The sequence below is a fragment of the Naumannella huperziae genome (assembly GCF_054073625.1).
On record NZ_JBSXPH010000001.1, the window covers coordinates 485,479 to 498,665 of the forward strand.

General features: G+C 71.3%; 11 protein-coding genes. 9 read left to right on the forward strand and 2 right to left on the reverse strand.

Features of this window, described 5'->3' with window-relative positions:
• Window positions 1-12: 12 nt before the first annotated feature.
• The 9 genes from ACXDC7_RS02365 to ACXDC7_RS02405 all read left to right on the forward strand — a co-directional run bounded on the left by ACXDC7_RS02365 (window position 13) and on the right by ACXDC7_RS02405 (window position 11,212).
• Window positions 13-2,820, forward strand: coding sequence for a reprolysin-like metallopeptidase (locus tag ACXDC7_RS02365; protein ID WP_459221056.1), 2,808 nt, complete (start codon window positions 13-15; stop codon window positions 2,818-2,820).
• Window positions 2,821-2,885: 65 nt separating this feature from the next.
• Complete coding sequence (locus tag ACXDC7_RS02370; RefSeq protein ID WP_459221057.1) at window positions 2,886-3,245, forward strand: ArsR/SmtB family transcription factor; 360 nt, start codon at window positions 2,886-2,888, stop codon at window positions 3,243-3,245.
• The gene (locus tag ACXDC7_RS02375) at window positions 3,245-3,727 is read left to right on the forward strand and encodes an SRPBCC family protein (RefSeq protein WP_459221058.1); all 483 of its coding nucleotides are present in this window, start codon (window positions 3,245-3,247) and stop codon (window positions 3,725-3,727) included. The genes ACXDC7_RS02370 and ACXDC7_RS02375 overlap by 1 nt, the downstream gene beginning before the upstream one ends.
• A gap of 96 nt (window positions 3,728-3,823) precedes the next feature.
• On the forward strand, window positions 3,824-5,479 hold the full coding sequence (gene hutU / locus ACXDC7_RS02380; protein WP_459221059.1) for a urocanate hydratase: 1,656 nt from the start codon (window positions 3,824-3,826) through the stop codon (window positions 5,477-5,479).
• A gap of 2 nt (window positions 5,480-5,481) precedes the next feature.
• On the forward strand, window positions 5,482-6,906 hold the full coding sequence (locus tag ACXDC7_RS02385) for a purine-cytosine permease family protein (RefSeq protein WP_459221060.1): 1,425 nt from the start codon (window positions 5,482-5,484) through the stop codon (window positions 6,904-6,906).
• Complete coding sequence (locus ACXDC7_RS02390; protein ID WP_459221061.1) at window positions 6,903-8,105, forward strand: allantoate amidohydrolase; 1,203 nt, start codon at window positions 6,903-6,905, stop codon at window positions 8,103-8,105. Before ACXDC7_RS02385 ends, ACXDC7_RS02390 begins: the two co-directional genes overlap by 4 nt.
• A complete protein-coding gene (locus tag ACXDC7_RS02395) occupies window positions 8,102-9,274 on the forward strand; it encodes a formimidoylglutamate deiminase (protein ID WP_459221062.1) in 1,173 nt (390 codons plus the stop codon). The genes ACXDC7_RS02390 and ACXDC7_RS02395 overlap by 4 nt, the downstream gene beginning before the upstream one ends.
• Entirely contained in the window at window positions 9,271-10,404 is a 1,134-nt protein-coding gene (hutI, locus tag ACXDC7_RS02400; RefSeq protein WP_179444993.1) for an imidazolonepropionase, read from the forward strand. The genes ACXDC7_RS02395 and hutI overlap by 4 nt, the downstream gene beginning before the upstream one ends.
• A gap of 40 nt (window positions 10,405-10,444) precedes the next feature.
• Entirely contained in the window at window positions 10,445-11,212 is a 768-nt protein-coding gene (locus tag ACXDC7_RS02405) for an SDR family oxidoreductase (protein ID WP_179444992.1), read from the forward strand.
• A 22-nt stretch (window positions 11,213-11,234) separates the two neighbouring features.
• Here ACXDC7_RS02405 and ACXDC7_RS02410 read toward each other — a convergent pair whose 3' ends face one another.
• Both ACXDC7_RS02410 and fabG read right to left on the reverse strand, forming a co-directional pair.
• Complete coding sequence (locus tag ACXDC7_RS02410; RefSeq protein WP_459221063.1) at window positions 11,235-12,341, reverse strand: alpha/beta hydrolase; 1,107 nt, start codon at window positions 12,339-12,341, stop codon at window positions 11,235-11,237.
• Window positions 12,342-12,350: 9 nt separating this feature from the next.
• Window positions 12,351-13,124: a 3-oxoacyl-ACP reductase FabG gene (fabG, locus tag ACXDC7_RS02415; protein WP_179444990.1), complete on the reverse strand. Its 774-nt coding sequence runs from the start codon at window positions 13,122-13,124 to the stop codon at window positions 12,351-12,353.
• Window positions 13,125-13,187 lie beyond the last annotated feature (63 nt).

A 13,187-nucleotide genomic window follows, 5' to 3' on the forward strand; every position in this document is an offset into this window, starting at 1 on the left:
AGATGAGACGCGATGACGCACGTGCCTGCCCGTTCCCACCTGTCGGCCCTGCGCCGCGGCGCGCTGTGCGCGGCCCTGTTCTTCGGGGCGCTGGCGCTGCTGCTCGCCGGGCTACCCGTGCGATCGAGTGCCGCGCCCGCCGACGCCGATCGGCTCTGGCAGCCGGCGCCCGCCACACAGCGGCGGGCCGACCCGGCATGGCGCCTGGACCTGCCGGCGATGCGGGCCGACCTGGCCGCCGGCGAGGTGACCGTGCCGCGTCCCGACGGGACGCTCGTGGCGTTCCGGGTGGCCCCCAGCCAGGTCCTGGAGCGGCCCGATCCGCGCATCGCGACCTATGCCGGGCGTGCCGTCGACGATCCGCGCGTGCGGATCAGGATCTCCGAGACGGTGCTCGGGTTCAGCGCGTATGTGAACTCGGGGGGACAGTTCTGGTACGTCAACCCGGCGCCCGGCTCTGCCGGCGAGCCCGCGGCGGCGTACCGCAGCGCGACGGGTGCGGCACCCGAGATTCCCGAGGCCGGCCGGGCGGTCACCGCGGAGCGGATGCTGCGGGACCCGGCGCCGGCCGACCCCACCCGATACAACGGCAAGCCGGTCGGCCTGCGCGTGTTCCGGCTCGCGCTGCTGTCCGACCCGCTCTACGCGCGCTCTGTCGGCGACGACGGCGACGGCAGCCGCGTCCTCGCGGCCAAGGCGAAGCTGATCAACCAGGCCAACGATGTCTTCGAGACCGAGCGGGCCACCACCTTCCGGTTGATCGCGGAAACCGACAAGCTGAATCTGGCGACGGATGCCGAGGCCACCGGCCCGGACTCCTGCGGGCCGCGTAATCCGTGCTTCGACGCAGCAGAGCTGGAAACCTGCACCGAGGACACGATCGACCGGGTGAAGATCGCCGCGGCGTACCGGCTGCGCGATCCGGCGAGCTTCGACCTCGGCCACCTGCTGCTCGGCGGCGCCGGCAACGGGATGGCATCGGTCGGCGGGGCCGGCTCGGCGACCGATCGGACCGCGGGGTGCACCGGTGCGGACCCGGCGGACGACAGCCCCGCGACCGAGGTGTTCGAACACGAGGTCGGTCATCAGCTCGGAGCCAATCACAGCTTTGCCAGCACGGACGAGGCCTGCGTGGGCGAGGGAGTCTGGTCGAGCGCCCTCGAACCCGGCGGCGGGATGTCGCTGATGAGCTATCCCAATGTCTGCAATGCCGACGCCGTGCAGTCGACGCGCGACCCCTACTACGGCCACGGCAGCCGGGACGAGATGAATGCGGTGATCGACCCGCCGTTCTCCCGAGAGCCTGCGTCGGAGACCCAGTTCGTGTACCTGCCGGCCGGGACGACCGATCGGCCACTGCGGATCCGGATCGGCGATGCGGTCACCGAGCCGATCAGCGACTACGGCGCCGACGCCATCGCGGAGGCGATCGCCGCCGTGGTCGGCGAGTCGGTCGGCATCGGTGGGCTCGACGGCGCGGAGGCGCCGGACCAGCGCGGTTTCGCGCTCTACGGCCCCGGTGGGACCGACCTGCCCGAACTGATCATCGAGGACGCGCCGGATGCGCTCACCCTGACGATCAACGATGGCGGTGACTGGTCACCGGGATCGGTGACAGACACCGACAACACCGCGCCCGAGGTCAGCGGGCAGCAGACCGTGACCATTCCGGTGCGTACCCCCTTCCGGCTGACGGCCACCGGCAGCGATGCCGATGGCGATGCGCTCAGCTACCTGTGGGAGCAGAGCAACCCGGGCCAGGGCACGCTGGTCGCCAACGAACGGACCGACGGCCCGCTGTTCTCGATCTTCGGCACGGAGGAGGATGCGCTCACCTGGCCGTACTATTCCGGGCGCAATCGGCCGGCCGATCAGCCGACCAGGACCGTTCCCGATCTTGCCCAGGTGCTCGCCCAGAACACCAACGCCGAGACCGGCCGGTGCCCCGAGCCGGCCGCTGGTGAGCTGCCGACGGTCGAGCAGGTCGCCTGCTTCGCCGAGTTCCTCCCGACGGCGGACTACGCCGAGGACCTGCGCTTCCGGGTCACCGCGCGTGACGATGTGATGCCGGCCGGCGGGGTCGCGATGGCCGAGTCGACCGTGCGGCTGGCGCGCGACGCCGGACCCTTCCTGGTCACCTCGCAACAAGGCGGCACGGTCGGCGCGGGCGAGGCCGGAACGATCACCTGGCAGGTCAACGGCACCGACCGGCCCGAGCTTGCCGAGCGCGTCCGGATCAGCCTGTCCACCGACGGCGGCGCCACCTTCGACCGCGTACTGGCCGACTCGGTGCCGAACTCCGGCCGGGCGGAGATCGTCTGGCCCGCGGTCGACACGGATCGGGCCCGGATCATGATCAGCGCCGTCGACAACATCTTCTTCGACGTCAACGACGCCGCGTTCACGATCAATCCCGGGCCCGGGACGCCGACGCCTACCGTCACGGACTCGGCTACGCCGACCGTCACGGACTCGGCTACGCCGACCGTCACGAACTCGGCTACGCCGACCGTCACGGACTCGCCGACGCCGCCCCCGGGCACGTCGTCCCCGACCGCGACGCCGGTCCCCACGGGTACGCCGACCTCCGGCAGCACCCCCTCCGAGACCACCACCGGGTCTCCGACGCCCGGCGACTCCGGCCCGGGGACACCCGGCCCGGGCTCTCCGCGGCCGGGGACCCCGTCGGCCGCGGTACCTCCGCCGCCGGCTCGCCCGGGCTCGCCACTTGCCGACACCGGTGCGCCGGGGATGGTTCCGGGCGCCGCGGCGGCGGCCGCGCTGCTGCTGGCGTATCTCCTGCTCCGGCGTCGCCCCTGAGGGCGCCCGTCGGGCTCGCCAGTGCCTCTTGACAACGTACAACCGATCAGTTGTATATTCGTTCTGTGAGCGAGGACGAGGACCGGGCGGATGCCTGGTTCCATGCGCTCGCCGACCGGACCCGACGCGACATCCTGCGCCGGGTGCTGGCCGGGGAGCACTCCGTCTCGGCGCTCGCGGCGCGCTACGACATGAGCTTCGCCGCGGTACAGAAGCACGTCGCCGTGCTGGAACGCGCCGGGTTGATCACCAAGCGCCGCCAGGGCCGAGAGGCCTTGGCCAGCGGCGATGTCGCGGCGGTGCGGTCCGTCGGCGCGATGCTCAGCGACCTGGAATCGCTGTGGCGCGGCCGGATCTCCCGGATCGATGAACTGATCGCCATCGATACCGAACCAACCGAGAAACCCGAACCGAAGGAACGATGATGCCTGTCACCAATGTCACCCCCGATCTTGATCAACTCACGCTGACGATCGACGCGGAGTTCGCCGCGCCGGTCGAGCGGATCTGGCAGGTGTACGCCGATCCGCGCCAGCTCGAGAAGGTGTGGGGCCCGCCGGGCTACCCCGCCACCGTGGTCGATCACGACTTCACCGCGGGCGGCCGGGTCACCTACTACATGACCGGCCCCGAGGGCGAGAAGTTCGCCGGCTACTGGGACATCACCGGTGTCGACGAGCCGAACGGCTTCACCTTCGACGACGGTTTCGCCGATGCCGACTTCAACCCCAATCCCGACCTGCCCGTCTCGAAGAACGTGTTCACCTTCACCGCGGGCGGGGCGGGCACGAAGGCGCGCTATGTCAGCACCTACGCCAGCGCCGAGGCGCTGCAGCAGGTGCTCGACATGGGCGTGGTCGAGGGTTCGACTGCCGCGATCAACCAGATCGACGACCTGGTCGCCTGAGGCGGTCTCGGATACGAGACATCGGTCGCGGCGGGCAGGCTGCGCAGACGGCCGGGCGGGGCGTGAAATGGGGGCACCCGACGAAAGGATGCCGCCATGGAGGGGGCCCGCCCGGTCCGCGCAGCGCGCGGTACGACGCTGACCGCCCGCACCTGGGCCACCGAGGCCCCGCTGCGGATGCTGCAGAACAATCTCGACCCCGAGGTCGCCGAGCGGCCCGATGATCTTGTGGTCTACGGCGGCACCGGCCGCGCGGCCCGCGACTGGCGCTCCTTCGACGCGATGGTCCGCACGCTGACCACGCTCGCTCCCGACGAGACGATGCTGGTCCAGTCGGGGCGGCCGGTCGGCGTGATGCGTACCCATGAATGGGCGCCGCGGGTGCTGATCGCCAACTCCAACCTCGTTCCCGACTGGGCCAACTGGCCGGAGTTCCGCCGGCTGGAACAGCTCGGCCTGACCATGTACGGCCAGATGACGGCCGGCTCGTGGATCTACATCGGCACCCAGGGCATCGTCCAGGGCACCTACGAGACCTTCGCGGCGGTCGCCGAGAAGCGGTTCGGGGGTACGCTCGCCGGCACCCTCACCCTGACCGGCGGCTGCGGCGGGATGGGCGGGGCCCAGCCGTTGGCGGTGACCCTGAACGAGGGCGCCTGCCTGATCGTCGATGTCGACCGCTCCCGGCTGCAGCGGCGGGTCGATCACCGCTATCTGGACGAGATCGCCGATGATCTCGACTCCGCAATCGACAAGGCGCTGGCCGCGAAGACCGAGCGACGCGGCTGGTCCGTCGGCGTGGTCGGCAACGCGGCTGAGATCTTCCCCGAGCTGTTGCGCCGCGGCGTGGAGATCGACATCGTCACCGACCAGACCTCCGCACACGACCCGCTGTCCTACCTGCCCGAGGGGATCGAGCTCGACGACTGGGCCGACTACGCCGACAAGAAGCCCGAGGAGTTCACCGACCGGGCGCGGGAATCGATGGCCCGCCACGTCGAGGCGATGGTCGGCTTCGCCGACCGCGGGGCCGAGGTCTTCGACTACGGCAACTCGATCCGCGACGAGGCGCGCCAGGGCGGCTACGGGCGTGCGTTCGAGTTCCCCGGGTTCGTGCCGGCCTACATCCGGCCGCTGTTCTGCGAGGGCAAGGGCCCCTTCCGCTGGGCGGCGCTGTCCGGCGACCCGGCCGACATCGCCGCGACCGACCGCGCAGTGTTGGAGCTGTTTCCCGACAACGACCGGCTGCACAAATGGATCCGTGGCGCGCAGGAGCGGATCGCCTTCCAGGGATTGCCGGCCCGGATCTGCTGGCTGGGCTACGGCGAGCGCGACCGGGCGGGGCTGCGCTTCAACGAGTTGGTCGCCTCGGGCGAGATCAGCGCGCCGGTCGTGATCGGGCGTGATCATCTCGACTGCGGATCGGTCGCCAGCCCCTACCGCGAGACCGAGTCGATGGCCGACGGGTCCGACGCCATCGCCGACTGGCCGCTGCTCAATGCCATGATCAATACCGCCTCCGGCGCGTCCTGGGTGTCGCTGCACCACGGCGGCGGGGTCGGCATCGGCCGGTCCATCCACGCCGGCCAGGTATCGCTCGCGGACGGCACCGAGCTGGCCGCGGAGAAGCTCGCCCGGGTGCTCAGCAACGATCCCGGCATGGGAGTGATCCGACACGTGGACGCCGGCTACCCGGCCGCCCGCGAAGTTGCCCACCAGCGCGGCGTCCGTGTCCCCATGAACGAGGAGTAGCAGTGAGCGATCAGGCAAGCACCGCGATCGTCGAGCGGCGAAGCATCGACGTCGTTCCGGATTCGGAGCGGCACGGCCACCCGTTCAGCCAGTTCACGCTGTGGTGCGGGGCGAACCTGCAGATCACCGCGATCGTCGACGGCGCGCTCGCGGTGGTCTTCGGCGCCGACCCCGCCTGGGCGATCGCCGGCCTGCTGGTCGGCAACCTGCTCGGCGGCACGGTGATGGCCCTGCACTCCGCGCAGGGGCCGCGGCTCGGGCTGCCGCAGATGATCAGCTCCCGCGCGCAGTTCGGGGTGATCGGGGCGATCGTGCCGCTGGTCCTGGTGGTGATCATGTACCTGGGCTTTGCCGCCACCGGCACGGTGCTCACCGGCCAGGCGATCAACCTGATCATCGGGGTGTCGCAGCCCTGGATCGGCATCGTGATCTTCGGCGCGCTGACCGCGGTCGCGGCCATCGTCGGCTACCGCTGGATCCACCGCCTGGGTCGTGTCGCCACCGTGCTCGGCCTGCTCGGGCTGGCCTGGCTGGCGTACCAACTGCTCGGCGCCCACAACGCGGCGGCCTACCTCGGCACCAAGCCGTTCGAGTGGTCGACGTTCCTGCTCGCCGTCGCGCTCGGCGCGGGCTGGCAGCTCACCTTCGGGCCCTATGTGGCCGACTACTCGCGCTACCTGCCCCGCGACACCTCGCCGCGGTCCACTTTCTGGTTCACCCTGGGCGGTTCGGTGATCGGCTCGATGATCTCGATGACCCTCGGCGCGTTGATCGCCGCGATCCCGGCCGCGGCCGGCGGCTCGGCGTTCACCAAGAACCAGGTCGGCTTCGTCGGCGAGATCGCCGGCGGCGGGCTGATCGCGCTGGCCATCTACCTGGTGATCGTCGTCGGCAAGCTGACCGTGAACACGCTGAACGCCTACGGCGGCGCGATGACGATGCTGACGACGGTCTCCGCGGTACGCCGCGAGGCCCGCATCTCGCCGGTGGCGCGCGCGGGCTACATCGTCGGCTTCATCGCCGTCTCGGTGATCATCGCGATCGGCGCGAGCAGCGACTTCATCAACCTGTTCAAGAACTTCGTGCTGGTGTTGTTGATGGTGTTCACGCCGTGGAGCGCGATCAACCTCGTCGACTACTACCTGGTCTCGCGCGAGCGGGTCGACATCCCGGCGCTGTACGACCCCGCCGGGCGGTACGGCGCGGTGAACTGGCCTGCGCTCGGTTGCTATCTGCTCGGCATCGTCGTGCAGATCCCGTTCCTGTCCCAGGCGCTCTACACCGGACCGGTGGCCACGGCCCTCGGCGGCGCGGACATCTCCTGGATCGTCGGTCTGGTGATCACCGGCCTCGTCTACTGGCCGATCGCGCGCGCACAGCGCCGCTGGCCGGATGAGCTGATCCGGCCGGCCGAGGCGGAGCGATGAGCGATCCGGTCGCGGCATTCGATGCCGCCTGGGCCGACCTCACCCCGATCGGGCGGGCCGGCACCGGCGGCTACCGGCGCTATGCGTGGACGCGGGAGGACCACACCCTGCGTGAATGGTTCGCCGGCGAGGCCGCGCGCCGCGGGCTCGACCTCACCGAGGACCGCGCCGGGAACCAGTGGGCGTGGTGGGGCGACGCGACCCGCGGCGGCGCGCTGGCGATCGGCTCGCATCTGGACTCGGTGCCGGACGGTGGTGCGTTCGACGGCCCGCTCGGCGTGGTCAGCTCGCTCGCCGCCGTCGACGCGCTGCGCGCGGCCGGTCACACCCCGGACCGGCCCATCGCGGTGATCAACTTCGCCGACGAGGAGGGCGCCCGGTTCGGCATCGCCTGCGCGGGCTCGCGGATCCTCACCGGCCAGCTCGACGCCGACCGCGCCCGGGGTCTGCGCGATGGCGACGGGATCACCCTTGCCGAGGCCTGGCGCACCGCGGGGCGCAACCCGGACGCGCTCGGCGCCGATCCCGACCTGCTCGGCCTGGTCGACCGGTTCGTCGAGTTGCACGTCGAACAGGGCAAGGGCCTGGTCGAGCACGGCGTACCGATCGGGATTGGCAGCGACATCTGGCCACACGGCCGATGGCGGCTCGAGTTCGTGGGCGAGGCGAATCACGCCGGCACCACCGCCCTCGCCGACCGGCACGACGCGATGCTCGGGTACGCCGAGACGGTGCTCGACGCCCGGCGAGTGGCGGCCGGGCACGGCGTGGTCGCGACCATGGGCAAGGTCCGGGTCGAGCCCAACGGGGTGAACGCCATCCCGTCCCGGGTCACCGGCTGGCTCGATGTCCGCGGCGCCGACGAGGCGGCGGTGACCGCCTGCGTCGCCGCGATCGCGGAGGCCGCCGCGCGCCGGGAGGCGACGCTCACCCGCGAGTCGTGGACGCCGACCACCCAGTTCGACACCGCGCTGACCGGCGAACTGGCCGACCTGCTCGACGCGCCGGTGCTCGGCACGGGCGCGGGGCACGACGCCGGGATCCTCGCCGCGCACGGGATCCCGACGTCGATGATCTTCGTTCGCAACCCGACCGGCGTCTCCCACTCGCCGGCCGAGCACGCCGAACGCGACGACTGCCTGGCCGGCGTCGAGGCGCTCGCCCGGGCCGTCGGCGCCCTGACCGGCGGCCCGCGATGATCACGTTCCCCGGTTTCGCCAATGCCCACAGCCACGCCTTCCACCGGGCCCTGCGGGGGCGTACCCATGACGCCGGCGGGACCTTCTGGAGCTGGCGGAAGCTGATGTACGCCGTCGCGGACCGGCTCGACCCGGACCGCTACTTCACCCTGGCGCGCGCGACCTTCGCCGAGCTGGTGCTGGCCGGCTGGACGGGCGTCGGCGAGTTCCACTACCTCCATCACCGCCCGGGCGGGCGCCGCTATGCCGATCCGAATGCCATGGGTGCGGCGCTCGCGGCGGCGGCCGGCGAGGCGGGAATCCGGCTCACGCTGCTCGACACCTGCTATCTGGCCGGCGGCCTGGACTCGCACGGACACCTCGCGCTCGATGATCATCAGATGCGCTTCTCCGACGGGTCGGTCGATGCCTGGCTGGAGCGCGCGCTGGATCGGCCGGACTGGGGTGATCATGTCCGGCTGGGGGTGGCGATCCATTCGGTACGCGCGGTGCCCGAGGCCGCGCTGATCCGGATCGCCGAGACCCTGGCCGGCCGCGAGCTGCCGATCCATCTGCATCTGTCCGAACAGCCCGCGGAGAATGCCGCCTGCGTGGCGCGCTACGGGCGTACCCCCACCCGATTGCTCGCCGACTGCGGGCTGCTCGACTCGCGGCTGACCGCGATACACGCCACCCACCTGACCGATGACGACATCGCGCTGCTCGGGCGGGCCGGCACAACCGCCGCATTCTGCCCGACCACCGAACGCGATCTCGCCGACGGCATCGGGCCGGCCCGGCGGCTGGCCGACGCCGGTGCGGCGCTGGCGGTCGGTTCCGACCAGCACGCGATCATCGATCCGTTCGAGGAGGCACGCGCGGTCGAGCTCGACGAGCGGCTGGCGTCGGGCCGGCGCGGCAACTTCTCCCCCGACGCGCTGATCACCATCGGCACCACGAACGGCTGGCGCGCCCTGGGCTGGGATCCGGGAACAGTCGACGACCGGGTGATCATCGACGATGCCAGCCCGCGCACCGCCGGATCGGAGCCCGAACAGATGATCATGTCGGCGTCGGCGGCGGACGTGCGCGAGGTGGTCTGCCTCGGCGAGACGATCGTCGGGAACGGCGAGCACCGGCTCGGCGATATCGGCAAGCTGCTGCACGACGCGATCGGAGACCTACGATGAGCGCAACCCTGATCACGGGCATCACCGAGTTGATCACCAATGACCAGCCCGCGCCGGCCGACCCGGCGCTGATCGTCTCCGAGGGGATCGTGGCCTGGATCGGCCCGGCGGCCGACGCCCCGCCGGCCGATTCCAGGATCGACGCCGACGGGACGGTGCTTCCGGCCTTCGTGGATTCGCACAGCCATCTGGTCTTCGACGGCGACCGCTCCGCGGAGTTCGCCGCGCGGATGACGGGGAGACGCTATGACGGCGGCGGTATCGCGACGACGGTCGAGGCGACCCGCTCGGCCGATGACGACCGCCTGCGCGAGCTCGTCGCCGCCCGTGTCGCCGAGCTGCGGGCGCAGGGCACCGGGGTGATCGAGATCAAGTCCGGCTATGGCCTGAACACTCCCGACGAGGTCCGCGCGCTACGGATCGCCGCGGAGTTCACCACCGAGACGACGTTCCTCGGCGCGCACGTCGTCCCCGCGGAGTACGCCGGTGACCGCGCGGGCTATCTGGATCTGGTGCGCGGGCCGATGCTCGAGCGCGCCGCTCCCCATGCCCGCTGGATCGACGTGTTCTGCGAGCCGAACAGCCCGCACGCCTTCGACGGCGAGGAGTCCCGCGCGATCCTGACGGCCGGCCGGGACGCGGGGCTGGAGCTGCGCGTGCACGGCAACCAGCTCGGCCCGGGGCCCGGTGTCCGCCTCGCCGTCGAGCTGGGCGCCGCCAGCGTCGATCACTGCACCTTCCTCGACGACGCCGATGTCGATGCCCTGGCGGGATCGAGCACGGTCGCGACGCTGCTGCCGGGGGTGGAGTTCTCCACCCGCTCGCCCTATCCGGACGCGCGGCGCCTGCTGGATGCCGGGGTCACGATCGCCCTGGCGACCGACTGCAATCCGGGCACCTGCTATTCGACCTCGATGCCGTTCATGATCGCGATGGCGGTACGCGAGATGGGCCTCACGCCGACCGAGGCCCTGTGGGCCGCGACCCGCGGCGGCGCGCTCGCCCTGCGTCGTGACGACCTCGGCCGGATCCGGGTCGGCGACCCCGCGTACCTGACCGTGCTGGACGCGCCGAACCACCTGCACCTGGCCTATCGGCCCGGGGTGCCCCTGGCTCGACCTCTGCTCTGAGTTCCGACAGCCGGGCGACACCGCCTGCCACACTTTGTTCGTGGAACTGAACCAACGCGTGATCGTGGTGACGGGCGGCAATGCCGGGATCGGGGCCGGCATCGTCCGGGCCTGCGCGCGGCAGGGCGCGCGGATCGTGATCGGGGACAACCTGCTCGACGACACCACCGAGGGGCTGCTGGCCGAGGTCGACGAGCTCGGTGGCGAGGCCGTCGCCGTGCGCTGCGATGTCAGCCGTCGCGACGACCAGGAGAACCTGCTGGCCACCGCGATCGAGACCTGGCACCGACTCGACGGGTGGGTCTCCAATGCGGGCATCGCCGGACCCGGCACGTTGCTCGAGATGACCGACGATGATCTTGATCGCGTTCTTGCGGTGAATCTGCGCGGACCGGTGATCGGTGCCCAGCTCGCGGCTCGCCGATTCATCGAGCAGGGCGGCGGAGGCGTGATCATCACCACCTCGTCGGTGCACGAGGACTGGCCGATGCCGGACAACACCCCCTATTGCATCGCCAAGGGTGGCGTGCGCATGCTGACGCGCAATGCCGCACTCGAACTCGGTCCGCACGGCATCCGGATGATCAACGTCGCACCCGGCGCGATCCGGACCCGGCTGAACGAGCCGTGGCTGGCCGATCCCGGCAATGTCGAGCGTGCGAACGCGACCATTCCGCTCGGTCGCGTCGGCGAGCCCGACGAGATCGGCGAGCTGGTCGCGTTCCTGCTCAGCGATCGCGCGAGCTATCTGACCGCGACCACGGTCACCGCCGACGCCGGGCTGTCCCAGTACAACCACGAGGCGTGACGCTGTCGCCGCCGACGCGGCCTCACAAGGTGTTGAGCCAGCGCGCCAGGTCGGTGTGCAGGCGGCGGGACTCTGCGGGAGTGGACAGGGTGTGACTGCGGACATAGCTGCCCGCCAGCACCGGCACGCCCGCGCCGGCCAGCTCGGCGGCATAGGCCTCGCCGCCGACGACGGCCTCGTCGTACTCGCCGGTCGCGATCATGGTCGGCGGCGCGACCCGCGCCAGTCGCGGATCGATCAGGACCGGCGAGGCCAGCGGGGAGATGCCGACGAGTTCGCGCGCCTGCTCGGGGGTCGGCAACCCGAAGACTCCCTGCAACTGGTCCCACCGGGCCGCCCGCGCGGCGTCGTCGGCATCGTTGGCAGGGCCGAGAGTGGCGAGGTCCAGCGAGGGCACGATCAGTGCCTGCCCGTCCACCCGACGCCCCTGATGGGCGGCCATCAGGGTGGCGACGGCGACCGTGTGGGCGCCGGAGGAGATGCCCAGCAGCGCGACGCGCGGGCCGAGATCGTCGCGCCCGGCCACCCGGTCGAGGGCCGCCAACACGTCGAACACCGGCAGCGGATAGGGATGTTCCGGCGCCAGTCGGACGTCGATGTCGAGGACCGCCCAGCCCGAGCCGGCGGCGATCGCCCGCGCCTGCTCCGCGCCGAGTCGTTCGCGCGCCCGGCCGTCGCCCATCCACCAGCCCCCGCCGTGCACCATGATCAGCGCGCCGTGCGGCTCCGCGGGCCGGAACAGCGTGGCGGCGATCGTGTCGCGTACCGCATCGGGATGGGGCACCACCGGATCGATGGGTGCCGCGACCGCGGCGGCCAACCCGTCGTCGGGCCAGCGAGCGTCGGTGGGTACGCCGAACTCCTCGCTCTCGACGATCACCTCGCCGCCGCCACCCGGATACAGCGGTCCACCGTGATCACCGGGCAGCTCGGCCAGCCGCGGGCCTAGGTGCTCCGCGGCACGCACGGCCGCGGCATTGGCCATCGCCCGCGCCCGGCGTACCTCTGCCAGCCAACGGGTACGCGGCCCCGGTGCCGCGGGCGCGGCAAGACGGGGCCGCTCCACCGTGGGCAGCCCCGCGTCGCCGGCGATGCCGACCGCCGCCAGGAATGCGGCCTGATCATCCACCGGGTCGGTTCAGGCCTTCGGGCCGCCCGCGACGTAGACGACCTGGCCGCTGACGAAGCCGGCCTCGTCGCTGGCGAAGAAGGAGGCGAGGGCGGCGATGTCCTCGGGCTTGCCCGTGCGCTGCACCGGGATGCCCTTGGCCGCGGCGGCGACGTACTCGTCGTACGGTACGCCGACGCGCTCCGCCGTCTGCCTGGTCATATCGGTCTCGATCAGGCCCGGGGCAATGGCATTCGCGGTCACCCCGAACTTGCCCAGCTCGAAGGCCAGAGTCTTGGTGAAGCCCTGCATACCCGCCTTGGCGGCCGCATAGTTGACCTGACCGCGGTTGCCCAGCGCCGAGGTCGACGACAGGTTGATCACCCGGCCGAACTTGTTGTCCACCATGTACTTCTGCGCCGCCCGCGTGGTCAGGAACGCTCCGCGCAGGTGCACATTCATCACCGTGTCCCAGTCGTCGACGGACATCTTGAAGATCAGATTGTCGCGAAGCAGACCAGCGTTGTTGACCACGATCACGGGCGGCCCGAGCTCTTCTGCGACCTTGGTCACCGCGTCGCCGACCTGCTGCTCGTCGGACACGTCGACGCCCAGAGCGAGCGCCTTCCCGCCGGCGGCCTCGATCTCGGCGACGGTCTGCGCTGCGGCCTCGGTCTCCAGATCGAAGATCGCTACGGCATTGCCGTCGGCGGCCAGGCGCTTGGCCACGCCCGCGCCGATGCCACGGGCGCCGCCGGTGACGATGGCAACCTTCGGATGTTGTGCTGATGCGTCATTGCTCATGTCCCCGGAGCATATAGCGAACGCTCAGTCTTCGGCGGCGAGCGTTCCATCGTCCGAAATGAT